This window comes from Paenibacillus sp. FSL H7-0716 (assembly GCF_038002705.1).
Classification (GTDB): Bacteria; Bacillota; Bacilli; order Paenibacillales; family Paenibacillaceae; genus Paenibacillus_AQ; species Paenibacillus_AQ odorifer.
Genome location: NZ_JBBODA010000033.1, coordinates 1 through 25489, shown reverse-complemented (window position 1 = coordinate 25489; position 25489 = coordinate 1). Strand labels below are relative to the sequence as shown.

The window sequence follows — 25489 nt, the reverse complement described above, 5'->3', positions numbered from 1 at the left end:
GTGTGGTTAGCTCATTTCTAAATAAAGTCCTGAGGCATCAAGCGTTTGCCGGGCATTTTCTTGGAGGCTATGTTGTGCCTGAAAGAAACTACGCGGTCCATAGCTAATCCGTTTCACGCCAATATTTTGCAATTCATGATTTAAAAGCATACCGTCCATAACCATGATATTCACAGGCAATGGCGATTTTTTAACAAATTGTTCAATCAAGCTTGGATCAGTGAGCCCCGGTATAAAAATCCCATCCGCTCCAGCATCTGCATAAGCATAGGTACGTTCTATAGCTTGATTCACTAGATCCATCGAATGTTCCTTGGCCTTGAAAAAGATATCCGTTCTAGCGTTAATAAACACGCGCTTTTGCAGTTTGGAGGCTACTTGTTGTATAGTTTTGATCCTCCGGCTTTGTTCGCTGGTCTCCCATAGTTCATTGTTAGGATGATTTACGATCTGATCTTCAAAATTGATACCACAGATATCTAATTGAAATAACTGCTCCATGTTATGCGCTAAAATATCCTCATCTATAGCATATCCACCTTCGATGTCTACGGTCAATGGAACCGTTACTCGTTCGGCAATCCTTGAAATCATCCAAAGCATAAGCTCAAATGTAAGCTGTTCACCGTCCGAATATCCCCACGCTTCCGCCATGGAATAGCTGCTGGTTGCTACCGCCTTAGATCCAGCTTGCTCTATTGCTTTAGCCGAGGCTACATCCCAGCAGTTGTACAGGATCAGTGGATTTTTTTGATCATGCAGCGTTTTAAAATAGTCATAGTTTTTAGTGTTCATAAGTGGTCATCTCCATTTAGTTAAGAATAGAACCACTATATATTAGACATCCATTATCGATACCAGAAAAATTAACACCAATCTTTTTTTCACAAAAAAAACACCGATAGATAATCTAATCCTCTCAGGATCAGATCATACCATCGATGCCAGTTTGCCGATTAAAGTTCTACCTTACGAAGTGATTGCTTCGGTGATGATTTGGGTGACTTTTTCCCTGTCCCCATCGGTAGGATTTGTGGAGCTGCGATCCCGATCAGAACTACGATAATCCCGATCCAGCGAAGTAATGATACCTCTTCTTGCAGAACTAACACGGAGGCTACTACAGCTGCCGGTAACTCCGCTGCCCCTAAAATCGCGCCTAGACCTGAACCCAGCTTCGGAACCCCGATCGAAAAGAACAGAACTGGAATTACGATGCCCAACAAACCTAGAGGTAGGCCGTATTTCCAAAGCCCATCGGTAATCGCACCGTCATATAAAAACGAAGGTGAAAAAACAGTCATAATAATAACCATTGCACTAGTGGTCATATACAAGCTTTTATTAACGGCAGGTACCTGCGTAGCTACTCTTCCACTCACAAAAATATAGAAGGCAAACGACACGGCTGACATTAAGCCAAAAACCACACCAGTGGTCGTGATTCCACCTACACTCGGCTCAAGGATGCCCCCCGCTAATACCGTACCAATTAGAAGGATAACCATCGAAATTACTTTTTCCCGACTAGGAAGTTTTCGATCTACAACCGCCTCCAGAATTACACCGATCCAAGTAAATTGGAATAACAGTACAATCGCAATCGAAGCAGGTAATTGTTCAACGGCGAAGCCATAAAATATCCCAGTTAAACTGATGGTGATCCCAGCGGCTAATAATTTCCCGCCTGTTTTTAGCCCTAATTTCTTTCGAGAAAATAATAAGACCAGTAAGAGCAGCATACACCATCCAAAAAAGTATTGTGATCCTACCAACTGTTTCATTCTAAAGCCATCGTTCATTCCAAGCTTGACGATCGTAGAGAGTGAGCCATAACTACAAGCGCCTAAAAAAACTAGTAAAGCATATTTGAATAACTTCATATTCATCGTAAACCTCTTCCCTTTCTCTTGAGCAAGCTCATTAACATAATAAAGCCCCTTGTCATCGAAATGACAAGGGGCGATTGAAACCAAAGAATACATCTTTGACAAAATTCCGCCACTCCATCCACTGGATAGAGTTTGGTTTATTTACTTGTAACAACTCCAATCATAATATGATAAATCACACAGGGTGTCAACTTGAAATTTAAGGATTTAGCTGGAACAATCGATAGACAATAACAGCTGCCTGAGCACGAGTTGTATTGGCTTTAGGAGCAAAGTTATCTTTGCCCACACCTTGAATAATCTTTGCTCCGCTCATGTATTGTACAGCCTCACGAGCGTAGGCTGAAACATCAGCGGCATCATTGAAACTCACTGGCTGGTCCACTCCCACGACCGTAAGCTTGGCGAGCTGTGCTGCACGATAAGCCATCAATGCCATTTCCTCACGGCTAATTGTTTCATTAGCACCGAAGGTTCCATCAGATCTGCCCTGAATAATTCCTAGCTGCTGAGCAGCAGCAACGGAGCTGTAATACCAAGCATCCAGCGAAACATCCTTAAATGAGCTTGCCGCATTACCTTCCTCTAGCTCTAATGCAAGCATCAGCATCTTTAGGAACTGTGCCCGAGTTACGTTCAGCTGTGGTCCGAAGTTATGATCTCCGGTGCCATTCAGAATGTTTCTGGCGGCAAGAGCTTGAATGCTATTTTGTGCCCAGCCTAGTCCAGCGATATCCTTAAAGGAATTTTCCGCATATCCTACTGCGAATCTGCTGGAATTGTCTGGTCTGAAGATGATCTTGCCAGTTGTCGGATTAAACTGGGAGTTTCTAACCACCTCTACAGTCCCGTCTTCAAGGATTTGGTAGGCTACTATTTGTTCTACACCTGAAGTTGTCTTTGGTTTGTAAACCCGTTCAACCTTCAGTCCACGCCCAAAGCTGTCAAACTGTTTGCCATCAACAAAGAACTTAAACTCATAAATATCCCCGACATCCGTCTGAAGCGACAGTGTCTTCGCGTCAACTTTGCCAACTACAAGCTTCACGCTTACGGCGTCAGATCCTGCCATTGCAAGAAGCAGATCGGCATTTATTCGGAACGTAGACAATCCCATGTCTATTTCTAAAAGTTGAATTGCTTTTGCTCCCGCTCCAGCCAACTCACGAGCTGGCAAGGTCAGTTCAACCACCGAGCTGGCAGAGGCTGGCTTCACTGTGATTCTCAATACTCCATTCTGCATTGAGCCAATTGCTTGTTGCAGAATCGCTGAGGATACCTCTGCAATAGCTTTACCATTCACATCCGCTGTCACGGAAAGAGTAACTCCATCTGCGTTCACAGTTGGTTCCGGTTGTTTCACTGGTTTGACTGTTGTTGAAGATGAACTACCGCCCGATTCTGAAACCTGCGATTCTGCCTTAATCTCAATGGACATCGTACCTACAACACCGGAGCCATCTTTAGCTGTCGCTCTCACGGTTACCTTGCCTGCTGCAATTGCAGTGAGCAAGCCGGTATCCGTAATAGTTGCTCGCTCAGTAGCTGATCCATCCTCATTAACTACTGACCAGGTCACCGCTAAATCGGATGCATGGTCCGGCAGGATTACAGCTGCCATTTGCAGGGTTTGCCCTGACTTGATTTCGCTCACATTATCTTTGGAGGAAACTTTTATCTCCATGACGGATATAGGGATGACATGAACAACCGACTGTGCCTCATGCAGGATGTCAAAATCAGCATCTGTGTTGGATCCTCGGAAAGAAATAAATCCAAGCTGCACAGCGATTTCACGGGTTGCCTTCTTCGCTTTGAAGATCATTTCTAAGAATTCTGCGTCATCGGTCAGAATATTTCCTGCCTCTGTTCCAGCTACACTAACTGTTATTAGACCTGGACTGTCCTCATTAATATGAGTGATGCTGAATCCGTCTGGCAAGATCTGAGCGGATACGAATTCCATACCAGATAGGTCATATGCCATAGTAAAGTCTACAGCATACACTTCCTTGTAGACGGAGGTAGTAACATTTGTCAGCCCTACACGGTAAGTGAAATCCTGTCCTGCCGCTACTGTGACCGGTCCGTTCAGCGTTGCAGCGGGCAGATTACGGGCAATCTCATCTTGTCCGCTGATGTTAATCTCTAGGCTTCCCGATACTCCACTACCATCTAGAGCTCGCGCCGTTACTTGAACGCTACCGTTCTTTCTAGCTGTAAGCAAGCCCTTCTCATTAATAACCGCTTTATCCGTTGAGGTTACCCCATCTGCTTCAGTTACCGTCCAGATAACTTTAGGATTCGTCGCATTTTCTGGAAGCACAGAGGCTTGCAGCTGCAAGGCACCGCCCTTCGACTCAATGCTGCTAATTTCATCTTTACCCGTTACAGTAATTGAAGAGACATGTACCGCAGGTATCTGCTCTTGACCCACTAAGATCTTGGATTGCTGTGGATTCCAGCCATCACTTCCACCAAGCACAGCTTCAATCGTATAGGCAGCTGCCTCTTCTGCTGTTAATTGTTTGGACCAGCTGTAACGTGAAGCTGCATTAGCACCCTCTCCGTAACTTAAAAACTCAGAGAACCGCGCAGTTTTGGAACGACCTTCATACCATTCATGCCAGCCAGTAGCACGAATATGAGCTCCCATCTCCGTGTTAATGAAGGTAGAGCTGCCATATTCTCTCCATGGCCGGCCCAAATCAACGGTTCCAGCAGCAACGCCCTCACTGGCAGTTAGTCGATTATTGATGAATACATAACCAGGCTTACCCGTTGCGGTGGAAGGCGCAGTAACATAGCCAGCACCCGCACTTTGAATCACATTATTCTCGAATACGGCAGCGGAATTACCAAAGATAAAGTCCACTGTCCCTTCAATATGGCTGTCGACAAAATAAGCTCTTCCCTTATCTGCGAATAGGGTATCCTGATATCCAAGAAGTTTAACATTTCTGTACACTCCCCGGTCTCCTTCAGCATATAAAGCGACTGCCTGACCGGCATCCCGCCCAGCACTGTTCTCAACCGTCATGTTCTCCAGTGTGAAATCAGTTGCCGCAACCTTTAATGTATAGCTGCCACTGGTGCCCATTTCTTTACCATCTGAGCCAATGGTTTTCGCGGAGTCACCGTTAAGAAGTACGGTACCTTCCCGGCTCTCACCGATGATACTAATATTCATCTTACTAGAAGGTACAAGCACCTTCTCCTTATACGTGCCGTTCTTCACTTTGATAATCGTAGTTAGGGCACTATTATCAGGTACTGCTTGAATAGCGTCATTAATTGTCTTATAATCTCCTGTCCCATTCTCAGCAACAATTATGACAGGAGCTGGAATTCCCTTGACTACCTCGGATGGAAGACTAGCCCCCTTATCACTGATGGCGATTACCGCATATTGATAGGCAGTCCCGTTGCTTAAGCCTTTGTCGGTATAATCGGTTGCTTCGATGCCTTCGGCCACGACCGCATAGCTGCCACCGCTCTCCGAGCGCAGAATTTGATAGCTGCTAGCTCCATCAGCTACATTCCAAGTCAGATGGATATCAGTGTTGCCAGACTCAGCACTAACTCCTTGTGGAGCCTGCGGCTGGCCGAAATTCTGGTATGGAACCGCTGAGGCAACAGCTGAATCTAGACTACTACGGATACCATTTATTGCTTGGACTTTGTAATAATACGGTGTTCCGTTTACGAGCCCACTATCAGTAAAGCTTCTGTCTGATAAATCAGACCCGAGCACTGCATAAGGACCATTCACCGATGAGGCGCGTTTGACAATATACTGGCTCGCCTCCTCAATCGCTGGCCAGCTTAGTTTCATTACACTGTCACCAGCTTCAATGGAAACGACAGGCGTTCCCAAAGAGGATTGCGGAGTAGCTTCAACAGGCGCTGATTCTTTTCCCTCTCCCGCCACATTTGTTGCAGATACGACGTAACGGTAGGTTTGTCCGTTGGCCAGACCTCCGACGCGGTAAGTTGTGCCGGCGATTTCTTTGGCCACGAGTTCATAGCTGCCTGAAGTCTCATTCCACTTCTTGATGCTGTAGCTGGCTGCATTCTCCACAGCATTCCAGCTGAGATCCAGCTGAGCATTCCGGCTTACAGCCGCAAACGACTCTGGTGCAGGCAATTTCACCGCCAAAGCGGATGGGGTAATACTAATTTCATTGGAATTTCCCGATTCACCAGTGGGCGCCGTCGCCGAGATAACATAATAATAGGTAGTTTCGTTGGTAACTTCATTATCAATATATGATGTCTCTGTAATAGCGTGGGCAATAGTCTCATAAGGCCCCCCGCTCTTAAGACTTCTCTTAATATTGTAGGAAGTTGCACCTTCAAGAGCAGGCCAGGATAGCTGGGCTGCTTGATTTCCTGGAAGTCCAGTCAGTCCAAGCGGTGTTTCAATCGGCTCAACATAGATCTTTAAATTATCTAAGTAATAATTTCCTGAGCCGCCGCCTGGAGTCTTGGACAAAATACGCCCAATGCCATAGCTGGCGAAATTCGTAGTTGTGAACGGAAAAGAGCCCGCAGGCTGATCATCGATATATACATCCACTTTATCGTTGTTCACATCCACCTTTAGCTTCAGGTTATACCATTGTTTTAGGGAATAAGAGTTCATCAGTTGATGATACTGACTGCTTCCCCTACTCATGGTTAGCGTATATTTACCTGTAGCTTCAGGAAGCGTTGGCTTTCTGCTCTCAATGGAGAATGCCGTTTTGCTTCCATCTGTACTCTGGGCCTGCAGGAACACCGAGGTTCCCGATTCTGTCGCAAACATAAAGTCAGTGTCAATAACGAGTGCACCCGTAATTGGCGCGAATTTGCGGATAAACTGCACGCTACCGTTCGCACCATCGAACACATTCAACACTTGATCTGAGGTATTCCCCTTACTGTCAGACGGTGTGGGAGATACAATAACCTTTTGAATTTCAGTCTGTGGATTTGGAGTCACATCATAATACTCTGGTGTCACACCCACAGCAACCTGTTCAAAGTCTTCATCCACATAATACACATTACCTGCTTCACCTTCAGCCGTAGCGCTGGCCTCATCGGAATCAAAGCTTTCACCAAGTTCATTCACTGCACTGACCACGTAGTAATAAGTTTTTCCGGAGCTGAGTCCAGAATCAGTATACAAGCTGTCCTTAATTTCAGTATTGATCGTCTTGTATGGACCGCCTGAAACCTCACTACGTTTAACACTATACGACTTGGCAGAACCAACATCCTCCCAATTCAGCTTCACTTTTTCCTCACCTGCTGTCGCTGTAAGACCACGGGGCGCAGTAGGAAACTGATCACTAAGCGGTTTCAGCTCCACCTCACTGAAGACAGATGCATTATAACGATTAACCTCGTTATCTACCTTAGCGGCATCGGCTGCAAGACCAAAATAAACCGTATCATTCAGGTCAAGCTTCACCGTGCCTACCTTGCTCCATGTTACTTTATCCGGCGATACCAGACCTGTCACTTCGTTACCAAGACGAACCAGTTTCACCCAATAAGGTGTATTGATGAAGCTGTCCGGTTCTGTCTTAACCACCTTGGCTCCTGTGGTGGAGCGGGTAATCATAACTCCCTTCTTGCCATATTTGACATAAGGGATTGCCAGCATTGTCATTTTAGAGTTCTCATTAAGATTATCACGAATCATGACACCTGCTTTGGCATAATCGTCAGTTCCCGTTACGGAGTCGATTCTAGCAATAATTTCACCATTGCCTGTCAGGGTTTGATAAGCAAACTGAAAGTTATCAACAGCAGTTTCGCTCTCTGATGTTGCTCCGATAAGTCCAGCCGATTTGAGCGTAATCTTCCCGCTATCCGGATGAAGTGTAGTCACTCCCGCTATCCCTGGATGGCCAATATCCACCGAAGTCCAAGGAAGAACGGATCCAGACGTGTTGACATGAATAGCCACGTTATCAGATTGTGTCTTTAGCCCCTTATTGTCTACAGCCTGAACAACGAGATAATAGGTACCATCCTGCACATTGTTCCAATCGAAACTATAAGGTGCTGTGGTAGCTTCGGCTTGCTTCACACCATTAACGATAAATTCCACCTTAGCAATACCATCGCTATCACTGGCAGAGGCTGTAACATTCACATTGTTGCCTGACTCTATGATTTGGTTATTCACAGGATAATTGATAGCGGTTACAGGATTGTCTGTATGCTCATTCCCTGCTTTTCCCAAAACAATCAGATCATTCAGATACACTTCTAGATTCGTATAGCCCTCCGCAGATAACGTCGTCTTCTTACCATCCTCAGAATCGGTAGGGTCTAGTCCATTAGCAATCTCCCAGCTGTCATCCATACCGTCATGATCCATGTCGATTACATTGGAAGCTGTCTCTGTATAGTCTGGGTAACCGCCTATTTCAATAGGTGAATTAATATGCTGTCCAGTGCGATTCTTCACATCATTAATGACCCGTGCATCGTAAGCATCACGCCTTGGCAAAGTGGCACCAGCATCCGCCATTACATTTGCGTAGGCTTCCTCCGCCGACAGTGCCGTATAGGGGTTAGGCATCTTTGCCGGCTCTGTAAGCTTAGAGATATTCGAATACTTTTGCACACCCTTCCAGTTGTCTTCAGTCACCTTCGGATTACCATCCATGATGTTCCCATCTATAAACAACCGGGTTTCTGGAGATACTTCCCCAAACAATTGATTTTTTACACTGGTGTAGGTGTTTGGACCATTTTTATAATAATTGTTAGTGATATTATATCGATAATCTTCTGCTCCACCCCCATAGGTAGAAGCGAATCCCCAGTTATAGATAACGTTATTAGACATTTCCGTCAGGTCCACCAATTTGGTCACCGTCGGCAAACGGGGGTTGCGGCTGGTGCTATGAGCAATCAGATTGTGAAGGAAACTGGCATTTTTGCCACCCCAGATTCCTCCGTAGCCGTGACGTCCCTTCTGGTGCGTCGTCATCAGCATACTTTCAGCGGATATCGACCATTGCACAGTAGTATTCTCGTTATCATACAGACTGACCACTTCATCCACCGACCAGCTGAATGAGCTATGATCGATAATGAGATCCTTATGGTACCTTGATCCAAAAGCATCATCTTCACTAGCTACCCGGTCACCTAACCGGAAACGCATATAGCGCATAATAATATTGTCAGCTTCAACAGAGGTTGTGTAATCGGCTATTGTAATTCCGTCACCTGGAGCCGTTTGTCCAGCAATCGTCAGATTTGAGCCGGTAATCTTGAGGGATTCCTTTAGATGGATGGTTCCCCCCACTCGAAAAACAATGGTCCGATTACTTTGGCTTACCGCATCGCGGAAGGAGCCGGGGATCGGAGTTTCCTTGATACCATAATCAGCCAAAGTCGTCACTTCATACACAGGTTGAGCTCTTCCGCCGGTTACATATTTGCCGCCGCCTTCCGCGCCCGGAAAGGCAGGAAGCGCTTCCAAAGAAGCGGCCTCGACATCACCAAATGGCATACATGTTGCAAGAAGACTCGCTACCAGCGCCCCGGATAACCATTTTCTCTTCATACAAGACCTCCTAATATCTATTGGAATAAGAAGGGGGCCCTGTCCTCAGAGCAACCCCTTCCCTAGTAAAGCCGTGTGTATTATTCCTTGCCCTGATAACGAAAATATGCGAAATCAGCACTGCTGCCACCGAACTGCTGCATATCATGCGCCCCAATGCCAACAAAGTTCCCAGTAAAGCCTCCCGACAAAAAGCTGATATTCTGCGGATCGCCAAGTGGCTTCCACTCCGTATCGTCACCCTTAAGATAAACAAATTGCCCAGTCACTTCCTGTACCTCAACCGCGATCCGCACTGTCTCCCCTGCATTTAATTCAATCATTACAGGCTCCGCAGTGAATTCATCCCGCTGACAGCGCATTAACCGCAGCACCTTGCCACGTCCTTCTTCATGGCTGATATATGCATAAAGATAGTTATCTTCATTCAGGTATAACAGCAGTCCTGCCATCTGCAGATAAGTATTCGGTTCATATTCAAGCGCTGTTTCGGCGCGGAAGCTTATATCCGTCTGGCGAATAGCCAGAATATGATGCTCAAACAGACTCTGCACGGACTCTCCGGCCCTGATTCTTAACCAGCCCGGTCTTTCAGCAAGGGAACACCAGCTTTCATTCCTAGGAATCCGCAGTGTATTCCAGTTCTTTTTCAATTCCGGACCATTAAAATCATCCTCGAATTCAAGCGTCCGCACTTGGTTCAGGAACTGTGTTCCTTTAGGTGCTGGTACCTTGAGCTGTGGCGTATTTCCGCCTGAGGTTAGTCTTAACCAGCCCTCCTCATTCCAGTGCACCTGCTGAACGGCAGTCTCTCTCCCCAATATGGCGTATTCGCCTTCCAGGGGCCGCGTACACAAATGGGCCATATACCATTCACCTTCTGGCGTCTCTACTAGACTTCCATGGCCGGCACATTGAAGCGGTAGCTCGGGATTATCCCGTGAGGTCAACATCGGATTGAGCGGATCCACCTCATACGGACCAAGCAGCGCCTTGGAGCGCGCTACGGTTACGGCATGCCCCGATCCAGTGCCGCCTTCTGCTGTAATTAAGTAGTAATAACCTTCCCGCTTGTAAATATGCGGCGCTTCCGTCTTCTTTAGTGGCGTGCAATCAAAGATTTTCACAGGTTCACCTATTAATTGGCATTGCTCTGAATCGTACTCCTGAATTACAATCCCGCAGGACTTGTTGCCTTCCGTAATCCGGTAATCCCACAGCTCATTCAGTAGCCATTTGCGCCCATCCTCATCATGGTACAGAGATGGATCAAACCCGCTGCTATTCAGGTATACCGGGTCAGACCAAGGCCCCTCAATATCCTCCGCAGTGATCAGATAGTTATGACAATCTTTAAAAGGCCTTTTAGTGCTCTTAACATCGGTATAAATCAGATAAAACAAACCGTCATAATAACTAAGCTGTGGAGCCCAGATACTGCAATTTTTCGGATTTCCCCGCAGATCCACCTGATGAGTCAAAATATCTGTGCAATGCTCCCAGTCTGCTAAGTCCGCTGATTGATACACCCTCACACCGGGCAGCCATTCAAAAGAAGAAACAGCAATATAGTACATCTCCCCCGCTCTTACAATACAAGGGTCAGGATTGAAGCCTTTTAATATGGGATTGTGAATAATTCCAGTCTGAATATTATCTGTAATCATCTTCATACTCCTTCCTATTTCCATACATCCGCACCCTTCAACCTAAGCAAACAGCAGTCTGTCCTGTTCAATTATCAGTCTGCCTGCTCACTTAGATCTTCCTGTGACGGAACAACGGTCACCTGCTGCACTAACTCTTCAACTTTACGGGTGTTTCTCGACTGGCAGCCGGTGATATCTACCGTTTCTCCATTTTCAATATAAAAAGCCGGTCCCTCATGATTCTCGATCGTCACTTGGCGGAAGCGGATATCTCTTACGTTGCCAAGATAGAACCCACGGTTGTTCATATCCTGGATTCCTGACATCATGGCTGGACGACCAGGGATTGCATTCTCTGCCATGGAAATATCAATATTGGAAAAAGTAATTTCTGAAATGTATTGCTCCGCAAGGCCGTAAAGAAAACCTGCAGCAGCATGAACTTTCCGAGCAGTAATATTAGCAAAATGAATCCGTCGGAAGCAGGGGGTCTCCTCCGTCACCGGATAAAGATTCTTATCCCATACGTATTTGTCCTTACCACGTGGTCCGCAGAAATAATAAAGATTAAGAATAAACGGACAGATCACGTCCTCCATCACGATATTACTGACACGAATATCTTCGACAACACCTCCGCGCCCGCGTCTGGACTTCAATCGAATGCCGCGGTCCGTCTGCTTGAACACGCAATTGCTGATCACGATATTACGGATATCTCCGCTCATTTCGCTTCCCAGCACCACACCGCCATGACCATGAATCATCGTGCAGTTAGTTATCGTGATATTCTCGCAGGCAACCCGCTCCTTCGTATCCTCCGTCCCCGCTTTAATGGCGATGCAGTCATCACCCACATCGATATTGCAGTTGCTGATGCGGACATTCACACAGGACTCTGGGTCAATGCCGTCTGTATTAGGCGAATCCGCCGGATTATAGATCGACAGATTATCAATCGTAACATCCTGGCAACAAATAGGATTCACAGTCCAGCTTGGGGAGTTCACGAGTGTCAGATCTCTGAGCGTAACTCTACGGCAGTTGTCGAAGCTGATAAGCTTCGGGCGGGGATACAGCAGTGAATCAGGAGAATTCCGATGTTTATCCCACCAAGGTGCGCCCCTTCCATCCAGCTTGCCTGCACCTGTAACCGATACATTCTCTAGATTTATTCCAAAAATACATGAAGCATGGACGTTCTGTTTCACGCCCTCCCAGCGGGAACTCACCACCGGATAATCGTTAGGATCAGAGCTGAAGCTAAGCTCAGCTCCAGGACTAAGCTGTAGCTCAATATTGCTTTTCATGAAGATAGCGCCTGTCTGATAGTGCCCGGAAGGAACATAAACTGTTCCTCCCCCTGCCTCGCTTGCCGCATGAATGGCACGGGCTATCGCTTCCGTTGAAGGCTCTGCACTATTAGGATGTGCTCCGTAGTCATTTATATTGTAGATAGACATGCGCTTCACTCGCTCCCTTTCGTCACGGTAGGATGCTGCAAATATTCATATTCTCCGCAAGCCAGGAGGAATGCGCCAAGCCCCTTCTGATCATTGGTAACAATCGGTTCACTGATATAATAGGCGTAAGTACCATCTCTCCGGTCTTCACCACCGAGTCCAGCGACCTGGCAGTTTTTATTCAGGTTAACCCAGCCATTTTTGGTTTCCAGCACAAATTCAGTAATAAGGCCTTGATAAGCACGGTCAAGTGTCTCGAACCAACTATCATCCAGTACACCAATCCGAATGCCCTTAGCCATTGCATAGGTGATCATACTTGAGGCAGAAGCCTCCAAATAATTGCCTTTACGGCCGCCCATGTTTACAACCTGATACCAGACTCCGGCATCAGCATCCTGAACCTGACGAAGCGCTGTCAGCGTATCTGTCAGAATACGTGCCAAGATCTCGTAATCCGCGTGTTCCTTAGGGAGCATTCCGAGTACATCCACTAGCGCCATCACATACCAGCCCAGCGAACGCCCCCAAAAGTTCGGAGACAACCCCGTTTCAGGATCGCACCACGGCTGTACCCGCTTTTCATCCCATGCGTGAAACAGGAGACCCGTCTCAGTATCCTTGGTATGACGCTCGCACAGAATAAATTGCCGGGTCACATCGTCCAGACCCTTGCCGCCTTCATACTCAAGTAAATACTCCAGATAGAAAGGAGAGCCCATATACAAGCCATCCAGCCAAATCTGATAAGGATATACATTCTTATGCCAAAACGCACCTTCTGAGGTTCGAGGATGCGTTGTTATCTGCTTTCTTAATAAATCTGCAGCCATTTTATATTTCGCTAACCCAGTTTCTTTATGGAGAACAAATAGGATCTTTCCATTATTTAAGTGATCAATATTATGTTCGCTCAGGCGATATCCCTTCACAGAGCCGTCTTCCTCAATAAAATAATCCATATTATCTTTGATGAATTGATAATATTTAACCTGCCCGGTCTGTCTCCACAGCAGCTCAAAACCCTTCAAGATGACTCCATAATCATAAGACCATTTTCCATGATATCCGTTATCCTCATATAATCTTGGCGTTCGCTCCATAATCGAATCTGCCATTCGAACACCCCAGCCCATACTCCTAAGTGCATTGTTGTCTTTCATTTTTTCCTCCTGTTTGAATAGATATGGTCCTAAACGCAGCCTCCCCATTTAGGACCCATCTACTATTTTTCTTAGAATATAGTCTGTAGTACGTCTTAAGGATTTACAGCTTTATAAGCAGCTTCATATTCAGTAATGATTTTGCTGCCGCCGGATTTCTTCCACTTTTCAACCTCAGCTTTAAATCCGTCCAAATCAATTTTGCCTAGGATATATTTATAAGTGGCATCTGTCATAATCTTCTGCAACTCAGATCCTTGAGTAGAATAGGTCTCAGATTCCAGAGAGTAAGCAGGATTCAGTACAGCATATTTAGCATTCTCAACGATCAGCTTATCAGCTTCAACTTTGAGTGGATCAGCATCATGGATAATGAATCCATTCTCTAATGGACGAGATGCCGAAAATGGCTGAACTTCTTGCTTCCAGAGATCTGTATCCTTAATCGTAACCGCTTGTTCTCCATCGATTGTATAGTGAACATCCTTAATACCATAAGTCATCAAGCCATAGACATCTTCATTCATAAGATCATTAACAAATTTCAAGATCCGTCTTAATTCATTTTCATCCTTGACTTCGGATTTCGGGAAAGACAACAGTCCCCCAATTCCGTTATTACCAGCCCAGATGGCGCGATCCGCTTCATTACCAGTAGAAGTGATATCGTTAACCATAACCAAATCCATACCATCCTGTATGCCTTTAGACAGATTCAGCAGGTTCTTGCTGTCAAACAAGGCACCCACATAAATTCCAGCCTTTCCTTGCGCAAAATTCTGCTGCTGATCTGTTTTAGCCGTCACAGCGAAATCCTGATTAATATACCCGCCATCATAAAGAGTCTTCATATAATCCATGGTTTTAACATAAGCCTCTGTATCGAACTCAGGTGTCATTTTACCCGCATCGTCAACGCTCCAATAGTTCGGTGTTCCAAAGTATGAGCCCAATGTCTTAAATGCTCCATATACAAGATCGCTGCGGTCCATGAAGCCTGTGGTATCCTTTTTGCCATTACCATCAGGGTCTTTTTCGGTAAACGCTTTCGCAACTTCCATCAACTCATCTGTTGTTTTTGGAACCTGCAGTCCAAGCTTATCCAGCCAATCTTTACGGAGAACAACGCCGTTTCTAGCCAAGGACTTCTGGAAAGGAACCCCGTACAGCTTACCTGCAATCGATGCCGATGTACGTGTATCCTGTGAAATTTTAGCCAAATTCGGGAACTCATCAAGATAAGGACTTACTTCCCAGAACATACCAGCCTTCAGGGCATTACGTACAGAAGAGTTATCAAGAATAGTCAGGGTAACGATGTCTGCTAGGGAATTCGATGCTAACGAAGTATTAATACGTTCTTCTTTGGAAGGATCCGGAATCCATGAGAATTCAATCTCTGTATTCGTCAATTCTTCAATTTTGTCCAAAATAGGACCCGTTGGTGTTGTAGACGTTTGTAAAATGTTCAGCCAGCTAATCTTTGCTTTAGCATCTAGCACATCTGCAGGCGCAGCAGTTGTTTTAGCCGTTGAATCCGTTCCCCCATTTGAAGAATTTGACTCCTTCGCGTTATTGCCTCCCCCGCATGCAGTAAGTACTAACCCGCTACACAACATTAAGGCTGCAATTTTTTTGTAATTGCGATTCATCAACATTACCCCTTTTACTAATGTATTTGTGTTGTATCTTCCACCTCTGCCCTTAAGGCAGAGGTAAGAATTCAGCATACTGTGAAGCCTAGTAAACACCATCTTCACCGATTTTTTTGGCTAACTTGTTCGACAGCATAACGAGAATCAAGCCAACCACACCCTTGAACAGACCTACTGTGGTACTGAAACTCAATTGTCCGTTCTTTAAACCAGCTGTATAGATATAGGTATCGAAAATTTCTCCAACTTCGCGGTTCAAGGAATTGATCAGCAAGTACATATGCTCAAAGCCCAGATCCAGCGTGTGGCCAATCTTCAGAATAAGCAAGGTAATAATGATAGGACGAATCGCCGGCAGGGTGATATGCCACGTTTTGCGCAATCTTGCCGCTCCATCCATCTCAGCTGCTTCATATAACTGCGTATCCACTACGGTAATGGCTGCCAAATAAATAATGGTTGACCAACCAATTTCTTTCCAAATGATCTGTCCGATATACACGGTACGCAACCACTCAGGAGAAGTCAAAAAGCTGATCTTCTGCATCCCAAGGGCCGCCAACATCTCATTCAGCACCCCTCCATCCACATTCATAAATACATAGGAAATGGAGACGATGATAACCCATGACATGAAATGGGGGATATAAATAATCGTTTGAATGGTGCTCTTAAATAACTTGTGCTGAACTTCATTAAGCATCAGCGCCACTATAATAGGTAGCGGGAAGAAAATAACAATGTTTAACGCAAACAAGATAAGTGTATTACTCAATAGCATAAAGAAGGTAGGTTCTGTAAACAATCGGACGAAATGCTTAAACCCTACCCACGGGCTATCCGCTATACCCAGAAACGGCTGATAGTCCTGAAATGCAATGATAAGACCGCCCATAGGCAGGTACTTAAAAATAACAAAATACAAAAATCCCGGGAGTATCATTAGATACAATAACTTGTTTCTTTTTAAACTCAGCCAGCTAGGCCCCGTTCGCTTTTTTCTTACTGGATTAACTTTCGTGTTCAGCATGGTGACGTTTGCCTCTTTCACCTGATCGGCCTCCTTGATCGCGTTTCTTTACGATTCCCAGATTACGATCATTCGTCCATTACGTATATAATCATCAGATACTGATACTCCAAGAACCCTACAGCTATAAGGTTTTCCAGGCCCGTGCATCTTATAGTGATTACTACAATACATAAAGATCATCTATGCCTTATCACGCTTTTTCCTCTCAAAACAAAGCCCAAGCTAATGATTATATACGGAATAACAGACCCCTGTTAAAGTTTCAATGAAACGATTACAAGGAGGATATCTGCATGTCGCAATCATCTTTTAAAAAAGAAACTATGGGTAGCCGGCTGTTTACTATTGTAAATACCACACTGCTTACACTCATTGCCCTAGCCTGTCTTTTACCCTTTGTCAATGTGTTTGCCAGTTCCTTTGCTTCAACACAAGAGGTAGTAGAAAAAAGCTTCATCCTGTTCCCGACGACATTCTCTTTGGATGCTTACCGTTATATACTGTCAACGCCTACTATCTTTAAAGGGCTTGGCGTATCTATCGGTGTAACTTTAGTGGGTACAGTTGTCAGTATGGTTCTTACCTCTTTAATGGCTTATGGATTATCTAGAAAATATCTATACGGAAGAGATTTCATCAATTTCGTAATCGTGTTCTCCATGCTCTTCAGCGGGGGAATGATCCCTACTTTCCTGGTAGTTAAATATTTCGGATTAATCGATTCCTACTGGTCCATGATCATGCCTGTTGCGATCAATGCTTTTAACCTGATCATTATGCGTAACTTCTTCCAGGCGCTGCCGGAAGGGCTAGAGGAATCAGCGAAGATTGACGGCTCTAATGATTTTGGTGTATTTTTCAAAATCATGCTTCCGCTGGCGATGCCATCTATCGCGACCCTCTCCTTGTTCTACGGGGTAGCTTACTGGAACACTTATATGAGTGCAGTTTTATATATGACAGACTCCACTAAGTGGCCTATTCAAGTCCTGCTGCGCCAAATTGTTATCGTCGCCAGCGGGATGCAGGGAGATAATGCTTCTGTTGATATTATCCCACCTGCTCAAACCATCAAAATGGCGGTTATCGTAGTCGCAACCGTTCCAATGCTGCTCGCCTATCCTTTCGTACAAAAACACTTCACCAAAGGAGCCCTGTTGGGTTCTGTAAAAGGCTAAAACATTGCAGCTACACAAACAGCCAGCCCCGGTCTCCCGGGGCTGGCTGTTTGTGTTCAGCGCCTTACTTCTCCTGTTTTTGGGTTCGGTATGCACCTGGTGTTACATGTTCTTTTTTACGGAAGGATCGAATAAAGTTCTGCGGATTATGGTACTGCAGCCTTTCAGCAATCTCTTTAATGGTCATATCCGTTTCCACCAGCCACTTCTTAGCCATTTCCAGACGATAGTTCATTAGATACTCGCTAAACGTCATCCCGTACTCTTTTTTGAAAATACTGCTTAAATAGTTCGGACTATAATGGAGGCGATCACCGATTAATTCTAACGTTAAGTCCTGATCAAATTCCGAGCGGACAATCACCGCAATTTTATCAGATAAGAGGCGGAACTGACGGTCTGTCTTCTCCTTAACACTGGTCACCATCGGATGGATAACTTCTTTTACCAAAATGCGTTCGATCTCTTCCGGATTACGGATGTCTAACAATCGGTGATACAACGTAGAATTGTCCTCTGTCAGCAGAACCTCTACACCCAGCAGCTGCTCCAGCTGAATCAGATTGTTGACGAAACGTATTAATGTGACTTCGAAATTCAATGGGTTCTTACTGTGCTTCATCATTTCCCCGAGTAATGGATACAGAGAACAGGAGACTTGTTCTTCATCTCCAATCCGAATCGCGTCAAATAACTGGGACTCAAACTCAGACGGATAATGCAATAGAACTGGACCCGAGATCACCTTCGATATATCCTCATAGAAAATGATAGACTCTTTTCCCAGATTTAAACGATGATGCAGCGCCTGCTTACTCATCTCGCAAGCTTCCCTACTAAACAATAAATTATCATAAAAATTGCTGATTCCAACGCTAATAGATAGTTTCAGGATTTCTCTAGCTGTTCGAATAATTGTCTTGGCATAGTCCAGTGCTATTCGCCGGTTCTCCTGTTCATTTGCTCCCTCAAAGATCAGGATGGTCGCTTGTGTACGGTCATTTAGTAGGATAGGAATCATCCGCTTCTCCTGCGGAATCAGCTCTTCCACCAGTTTGTTAACCGCCACAAGCAGAAGATCCTTATCGCTAGCCTGCCGTTCCCCATAGTTATCCAGCTGTATTAGCAGTGTTGCGTACACCGAATTCTGTGACAGCTCATAACCGAAACGAGGTAAACCCAGATTAAGCTCTTCTTGGGATATCCGGCTACGAAATAGATTTAGAATAAACTGAGTTTCCAACTTAGGCATCTCAGACTCAATCAGACCCTCTAGGCTTTCTTTTTCCGATAAGATGGTATCAATCGAATTAATAATCCAGTCTACCTCATTCTTAGGCTCTAGCTCCGCATTGGCAGGCAATAATCGGCGCTGGATCTGCCGGAATGGCTTGGTGAAATACAAAGAGATCACATAAGCGACTACCGCAATCAACAACGTAATTAGCAGTACCATCATCACAATCCCGAATCGGGTTGTCTTTAGTGCATCAGAAATTTCTGATTTATCCAAAATAGTTACGTAAATCCAATTATTATAAGCTGATTTAGCGTAAATTGCTTTTATCGATTGGTGATCAGCCCGCTCCATGGCAATCGTCCCCAATTGCCCTCCGCCTCCGGCAACATTAGTGATATGGCTAAGTTGATTATTAGTCAGCAGGGACTTTCCAGTTTCCGACTCATATAAAAGCTCACCCTCCCGGTTAAGAATAAACACCGGTGTGTTTCCTTCGGTCTGAAGGGTGCTCTGCAAGGTCTGAAGGGATATATCAGATAAGGCAATCGCCTGTTTTGTCTGTGAGAATACCGGCAGGGTATTTACAAAGCGGATGCCTTTATCCGTCTTCACCCAAAATAACCCCCGGCTACGGTTATTGATATAGCTCTCATAAAGAGTCCTGCTCTCTTCTTCCGTTAAATGTGAAAGCTTACCATTGGAAATCTGCCATTTCTGCTCCAAACTGATTAGAGAATAATTAACAAAATCCATCCCCATGCTGGCAATGTAGTTAAGCTGAGAGTTAATCTCGCGATACTTCTCAAAATCCTGCTCAGTGATCGGATTTTGCACGACCTCCCTGAAGGAACTGGTGGTACTGTAAGTATTAAAAGCGTATTCGATGGTCTGAATTTTCTGTTCCAGGGTGTTTTTAATTTGGGTAATTAAACTCTGTTTATCATCCGCTACTCTTTCATTTACAGAATTAATCGTCGTCAGATAAATATAGCCACCGAAGCTAATAACCAGGCCAATTCCCAGCACCAGAATAGGAACAAAAATCTTGTAGAATATCCTGCCTCTTTTCATGATAGACTCCTTAAGCATGTAATTATTTTCAATTATAGCGCTTCCAATAGGTTAAACCAAATGTTTTAAATGTGTATAATCGCAACCCTATTTTTATTAAAATAGAAAACAAAAAAACAAGGCAAAAAAACGCTTCATCAAGCCCAGTGCTCAATGAAGGTTTTTTGCCTTATATTATAATGCCTTTATTCCTTATCCTTATATTTCAATCTCTTCCGTTGAATCCGAAAGACCACCACTCTGCACGCCATTATTATTGGCTACCGCAAGAACATATACTTTATATTTAACCCCCTTAACAATTAATGCACCATTAACATCTCTTCTCGAGGCTACAATTGTAGGATTCGTTCCGTTAGGCGTTATCGACGTATAATACGAGGATTTCACCTCAATTGCTTCCGCTGAACCAAAACCTTGTTTGGATGGAACCACCAGAATTCGATATTCCGAAATGTTAGACTCGTTAGAGGAACGGTTGAAACTTACTAGTATTTTACCCTCATCCACACTGTACGTTACATTGGTGACAGAGGTTACCGGCAGCTTAGTGGATAAAGTTATGGCATTCGACTCTGAGGACAACACATTAGTGCCTGAGTACTTGCCGCTGCCAATCGTTAACACATACACTCTGTAACTGATTCCACTCTTTATTAAATTTCCGTTTACGTCTCTGGCTGAAGAATCCAAGACTTGACTGGTATTATTTCCTGAAGTGCCTACCGCAGTATAATTGGAGCTAGAAACCGCATTTGCCTGGGTTAAGCTAAAGCTACTGTAATAGGAAGTAGGTACAATCAGGATTCGATACTGGCTAATGTACGTTTCATCCGTGGCATGGTTAAAGGATATTTTCAAATCCCGGCCGTCTTCGTAATCATTAACGTCCCTTACATCCAAGCTCGAAATAGGAGCCAATTTGTAATCTACATTCAACGTAATTAAAGGTGAACCAGAAGAAAGAACATTGCTGCCCGAGTAATTCCCGCTTCCGACGGTTAATACATATACTCTGTAATTGATTCCACTCTTTATCAGATTACCGCGCACGTCCCTTGATGACGAGGTTAACACTTGATTGGTGCTGGATCCTGTTGTGCTCACTGCTGTGTAGTTGGAACTGTACACATTATTGGCGTCAGATAAACTGAAGCTGTTGTAGTAGGAAGTAGGTACAACCAGGATTCGATACTGGCTAATATACGTTTCATTCGTAGCGTGGTCAAAGGATACTCTTAAATCACGGCCATCATCATAGTCATTTACGTCGCTTACATCCAAATTGTAGACAGCACTCACATTGTAGTCAACAGCCAACGTAATTAATGTTGACTCCGTTGAGAGAATGTTGGTGCCCAAATTCTTCCCGCTTCCAATCGTTAACACATACACTCTGTAAGGTGTTCCATTCTTAATCAAATTACCACGCACGTCTCTTGCTGACGAGGCTAACACTTGACTGGTGCTAGATCCTGTTGTGCTCACCGTTGTGTAGTAAGAGCTGGAGACATTATTCGCTTCAGATAAACTAAAGTTGTTGGAATAAGCTGTAGGCACAACTAGAATCCGGTACTGGCTAATATACGTTTCATCTGTAGCGTGGGTAAAGGATACTTTTAAATCCCGGCCATCTCCAAAGTCACTAACGTCGCTTACACTTAAATTAGAGACATTGACCGAGGACAGCGTAATCGCAGTTGAAGCAGCAGACAATAGATTATTGGCTGTATTACTGCCACTATCTACACCCATAACAAACACACGGTAACCAACTCCCGTCTTAATGAGGGCACCATCCACATCCCTTGCTCCAGACGATAAGATCTGGGTGATATTGGAACCTGTTTTGTTGACCTGTGTGTAATTTGAACTGCTAACAGCATTTGCTGCCGCCAAATTAAAAGAAGAATAATTAGTAGCTTTGACTACAAATATCCGGTAAGAACTCACCTTGGATTCATCCGATACCTTATTAAAACTTACGGCTAAATCGCGGCCATCACTATAATCGCTCACATCATTTACTTGTACATTACTTGGAGCAACGACTACGGTATTAGTATTAAGCGATATAGTCGCAGAACTATACGAAAGAGCGCTGGTATTATTACCTTTGCCCACTGCGAAAACATAAGCTACATAAGTTTGATTACCTTTAATGAGATCACCATCAACATCCCTTGAATTTGCAGTCATTCTAATCGTAGGATTAGTGCCTGTAGCTAAAACAGTAGAATAATTGGCGGATGTAACCTTTTGTGCAGATGAGATATTAAAAGCGCTCCAAGCCTTTACAATCATTACCCGGTAATGATCCACAAGAGCTTCATTAGAAGATTGGGTGAAGCTGACCTGGAGATCACGGCCGTCACCGTTATCACTTACATCCTTTAACTGTACATTCGATGCCGGATTTACAGTTCCAGTTTTACCGCCGGAAGTCGTTATGGTCACCACTTTGGTACTTGGATTCCAACCCACATCATGACCCAATGACTCACTTACAAACCGTGTAGGAACCATCGTTCTTCCTTTTAAATTCTGACCCGGCACATCTAGAGTTACAGCTTTATTGTTAATCGTGGCTGTCTTTGAGCCAATCTTTAACATAATCGTTGTATCATCTTTAGTTGCAGTTACAGTTTGTGTTTTCTGATTCCACTTGATGGTGGCATTAAAGGCTTCAAAGATTGCCCGTAGGGGTACCATCGTCCGTCCATTTACCATCACCGGTGCTTGATCTGTGGACAATCGAACCCCATCAATAAAAATACTGATGGGCGCAGTAGCAGCTTTCACTGAAGATTGAAACATCATCGGCAAAACTAATAAGCCCACTAAAATAGAAATCCATAACTTCTTCACAGATTCACCCTCCTGGAATGACGAATACATTTTTTTCCTAACCTTTTGACGCTCCTACTAGGATAAAAGTTTCACGATTTATGGTTACAATATTTTAATCTGGAACCCGTTCCTTCGATCCGCCACAAACCGCTCTGTAAAAAGAAAAAGAAAGCGCAGTGTGCGCTCTCTCCTTTGTGTTATTCACTGATACTTTTATCCACATTTTTCTTCGGAATTCCATCCAATCCGTACTCCCAATCATAAGCATCAAAAATTTTTCTCGCTACAGGTGCTGCACTGCTAGATCCAAATCCGCCTTCAGGAATAACTACAGCTACAGCAAGTTTTGGATTTTCACGTGGTGCAAAAGCTATAAACACCCCGTTATCACGGTTTATGTTTTTACTATCCGTCTGTTGTGAAGTCCCTGTTTTACGTGCAAAATCATAGGGGAAATCACCGAAGGCACTTTTAACGTCACTGTTCATCCCTTTCTTTATCTCCCGCCAATAGGATTTATCGAAAGTAGTCACTTCATCAAGCACTTCCCGTTTGAATTCTTTGATAACTTTACCTTTGGAGTCCGTGATCTTGCTTACTAGCTGTGGTTTGATTCGTTGCCCTTCATTGGCTAGTGTAGCCGCATATTGCGCCAACTGAAGAACGGTATAACGTCCCTGCTGCCCAAAAGAAGCATAAACAAGTGCAGACTGAACTGAACCCGCTTTAGCTTCAGCTTTATAATTCAAATCACCCAAGTATTCCCTTGGTAAACCTATCCCAGTTGGAACACCTAGACCGAATTCTTTCATATATGTGTCCCATACCCCGATGCCCTTAGACTTGTATTTTTCGTACAATTTTTTCCCGATCATATCAACCATATATACGTTTGAAGATTTTTCAATGGCTGTATAAGGATACAAAGAGCCGTATACATGATTGGATGAGTTCCTTACATTAGTCTCATGTCCTTCTCTACCAAATGAGGTGATCCCCTTATCTTGATAAGTAGAAGAAGTACTTATAAAGCCCTCTTTTAAGCCAATTAACACACTCAATGGTTTTATAGTCGAACCGAGCAGCACGGTAGATTCAAAATTATGCCCTGATCTTCCTGATGAGTATGGAGTTATTGTTCCATTTTGGTAATGCTTTTCAATTTTTTTATACACCTCTGGAGAGATCGAACCCGTAGCCCAGCTGTTGGTATCATAGTCAGGCATACTTGCCATAGCAATAACATTACCTGTATCCACTTCCATGGCCACAGCGTAACCTGTTAAAGCATCAGGATGTGTTTCTCCCTGAACGGTGTGTGAATGCAACCACTGAATCTGATCTTTAATGGCTTCTTCGGTCTTTAGCTGAATTTTTTTATTAAGGGTAGTCCAGATAGTGCTTCCTTTGACCGGGGGTTCAATACTTACAATTTTTTCCGCCATGTTCTGCGGATCTACGGAAACTTCCTTATAACCATTCTGTCCCCGAAGCTCCTCCTGGTATTGCAGCTCCAAGCCATCAAAGCCTACTAGCTCATCCTCTTTATAGTTAAGTCCAGGGTTCTGATTATTTTTCATCGCCTGAAGTACATCCTTATAAAGATCTAAACTGGTAGAGGATTTGAAAAATTTCACGTAGCCAACAGCTTGTACAGCCACCGTATCGGTATCATAATGCCTGCTGCTTTCCTCTATCACTTCAAGGTTTGGATATTCGTTTTTGTGTTCTAAAAAATAAGCGATTTCTTTCTTAGTTAAACCTGATTTAATTCTTCGCGCTATATAACCAGAGAGTTTTTTTGAATATAAATCCATAGACTCCAGGATCTCTTCTGTGGTTAGTTTTTTCTCATTAGGATCACCATAAGTTCCGAAGGCTTCTGCTAACTTGCTGGCGAGTGCCTTTGATTTATTATTTGCCTCAGCAGTTAAGGTAACTTTTTTCGTAGTTTTATCTGTTTTTGTTGCGGTATATTCCTTATCCAAAGTAAGGTACAAAGATTGAACGGGCGTTGAGTATGCTAATTTCTCTCCATCAGCAGCGAGGATATTCCCTCTCAATGCCGATAATGCCACTATTTTCGTATCCCGATTAGCCTCAGCTTCAGATAACGTAGGTCCTTCGACAAATTGCAAGACCGCAAGGCGTAGGATGATCACACAAAAAATAATAAAAGTGCTAAAGAAAAAAATATTGATTCTTAATTTGCCAGAGTTGTTAATAGTTTTGCTGCCGTCTTGTACACCTTTTCTGTCGAAGAGCCTCACATAATCCCACTCCTTATTTCCAAAATTCTACAGCATAAGATTAAAGTATAAACTAGCAAACGGAAATATACAAAATTAAGAATAATAGTTAAATAATTGTTCACAAATCGATAATATCCAATTAAAAAAGCAGCTTTCCCCGGTATGGGAGAATCGCTGCTTTTTGTTTATGGGCATTGGTGGCCTGCACCAATAAATTGTCATCATTCGTTGAGGCTTAAGGACTCAGATGACTTTATATGCGGATTTTTAGCCTTTGGAGCTTGGTTTCGGACTCCAGTGACGTTATTTCATAGGAAGAAGGGCAAATCGGGTGCTTTTCATGCCAATAGCGACTATGCGGTCCGTTGTCACTTCAAATGCGAAATAAAGCTGCGTTTAAGGTCATCTGTGTCCGATAGCTGTAGCGTAAGGGGGGGAAATCTTAAACGAATGAAACGATGTTTGAG

At 44.1% G+C, this 25489-nt stretch carries 12 protein-coding genes; 1 reads left to right on the top strand and 11 read right to left on the bottom strand.

Annotation, left to right across the window (positions count from 1 at the left end; translation table 11 throughout):
• Nucleotides 1–6: 6 nt before the first annotated feature.
• The 8 genes from MHH60_RS27330 to MHH60_RS27295 form a co-directional block, all read right to left on the bottom strand.
• On the bottom strand, nt 7–795 hold the full coding sequence (locus MHH60_RS27330; protein WP_076134133.1) for an isocitrate lyase/PEP mutase family protein: 789 nt from the start codon (nt 793–795) through the stop codon (nt 7–9).
• A gap of 161 nt (nt 796–956) precedes the next feature.
• Entirely contained in the window at nt 957–1883 is a 927-nt protein-coding gene (locus MHH60_RS27325) for an EamA family transporter (RefSeq protein WP_076134252.1), read from the bottom strand.
• A 208-nt stretch (nt 1884–2091) separates the two neighbouring features.
• Nucleotides 2092–9468, bottom strand: a complete 7377-nt coding sequence (locus MHH60_RS27320; RefSeq protein ID WP_076134132.1) for a pectinesterase family protein — start codon at nt 9466–9468, stop codon at nt 2092–2094.
• 80 nt (nt 9469–9548) lie between these two features.
• Nucleotides 9549–11135 (bottom strand): glycoside hydrolase family 43 protein, encoded by a 1587-nt coding sequence (locus MHH60_RS27315; protein WP_076134131.1) that lies wholly within the window; start codon nt 11133–11135, stop codon nt 9549–9551.
• A 74-nt stretch (nt 11136–11209) separates the two neighbouring features.
• A complete protein-coding gene (locus MHH60_RS27310) occupies nt 11210–12580 on the bottom strand; it encodes a glycoside hydrolase family 28 protein (protein ID WP_076134130.1) in 1371 nt (456 codons plus the stop codon).
• 5 nt (nt 12581–12585) lie between these two features.
• Nucleotides 12586–13743: a glycoside hydrolase family 88/105 protein gene (locus MHH60_RS27305; RefSeq protein WP_076134129.1), complete on the bottom strand. Its 1158-nt coding sequence runs from the start codon at nt 13741–13743 to the stop codon at nt 12586–12588.
• Between the two features lie 95 nt (nt 13744–13838).
• The gene (locus tag MHH60_RS27300) at nt 13839–15395 is read right to left on the bottom strand and encodes an extracellular solute-binding protein (RefSeq protein WP_076134128.1); all 1557 of its coding nucleotides are present in this window, start codon (nt 15393–15395) and stop codon (nt 13839–13841) included.
• 88 nt (nt 15396–15483) lie between these two features.
• A complete protein-coding gene (locus tag MHH60_RS27295) occupies nt 15484–16341 on the bottom strand; it encodes an ABC transporter permease (protein WP_370511181.1) in 858 nt (285 codons plus the stop codon).
• 383 nt (nt 16342–16724) lie between these two features.
• Between MHH60_RS27295 and MHH60_RS27290 the strand changes: the two genes are divergently transcribed.
• Nucleotides 16725–17609 carry a carbohydrate ABC transporter permease gene (locus tag MHH60_RS27290; protein WP_036685426.1) on the top strand — a complete coding sequence of 295 codons (885 nt, stop codon included), beginning with the start codon at nt 16725–16727 and terminating at the stop codon, nt 17607–17609.
• A 64-nt stretch (nt 17610–17673) separates the two neighbouring features.
• On the opposite strand, the gene MHH60_RS27285 is transcribed toward MHH60_RS27290, so the two are convergent.
• The 3 genes from MHH60_RS27285 to MHH60_RS27275 all read right to left on the bottom strand — a co-directional run bounded on the left by MHH60_RS27285 (nt 17674) and on the right by MHH60_RS27275 (nt 25040).
• Nucleotides 17674–19920 (bottom strand): AraC family transcriptional regulator, encoded by a 2247-nt coding sequence (locus MHH60_RS27285; RefSeq protein ID WP_076134127.1) that lies wholly within the window; start codon nt 19918–19920, stop codon nt 17674–17676.
• Between the two features lie 198 nt (nt 19921–20118).
• Entirely contained in the window at nt 20119–22788 is a 2670-nt protein-coding gene (locus MHH60_RS27280) for a copper amine oxidase N-terminal domain-containing protein (protein WP_076134126.1), read from the bottom strand.
• A 179-nt stretch (nt 22789–22967) separates the two neighbouring features.
• Entirely contained in the window at nt 22968–25040 is a 2073-nt protein-coding gene (locus MHH60_RS27275) for a peptidoglycan D,D-transpeptidase FtsI family protein (protein ID WP_076134125.1), read from the bottom strand.
• Between the last annotated feature and the right edge of the window lie 449 nt (nt 25041–25489).

Excerpts from the sequence above, each read along its gene's own strand:
- MHH60_RS27330 (WP_076134133.1), bottom strand. The coding sequence starts at position 795 with ATGAACACTAAAAACTATGACTATTTTAAAACGCTGCATGATCAAAAA.
- MHH60_RS27325 (WP_076134252.1), bottom strand. The coding sequence starts at position 1,883 with ATGAAGTTATTCAAATATGCTTTACTAGTTTTTTTAGGCGCTTGTAGT.
- MHH60_RS27320 (WP_076134132.1), bottom strand. The coding sequence starts at position 9,468 with ATGAAGAGAAAATGGTTATCCGGGGCGCTGGTAGCGAGTCTTCTTGCA.
- MHH60_RS27315 (WP_076134131.1), bottom strand. The coding sequence starts at position 11,135 with ATGATTACAGATAATATTCAGACTGGAATTATTCACAATCCCATATTA.
- MHH60_RS27310 (WP_076134130.1), bottom strand. The coding sequence starts at position 12,580 with ATGTCTATCTACAATATAAATGACTACGGAGCACATCCTAATAGTGCA.
- MHH60_RS27305 (WP_076134129.1), bottom strand. The coding sequence starts at position 13,743 with ATGAAAGACAACAATGCACTTAGGAGTATGGGCTGGGGTGTTCGAATG.
- MHH60_RS27300 (WP_076134128.1), bottom strand. The coding sequence starts at position 15,395 with ATGAATCGCAATTACAAAAAAATTGCAGCCTTAATGTTGTGTAGCGGG.
- MHH60_RS27295 (WP_370511181.1), bottom strand. The coding sequence starts at position 16,341 with ATGATACTCCCGGGATTTTTGTATTTTGTTATTTTTAAGTACCTGCCT.
- MHH60_RS27290 (WP_036685426.1), top strand. The coding sequence starts at position 16,725 with ATGTCGCAATCATCTTTTAAAAAAGAAACTATGGGTAGCCGGCTGTTT.
- MHH60_RS27285 (WP_076134127.1), bottom strand. The coding sequence starts at position 19,920 with ATGAAAAGAGGCAGGATATTCTACAAGATTTTTGTTCCTATTCTGGTG.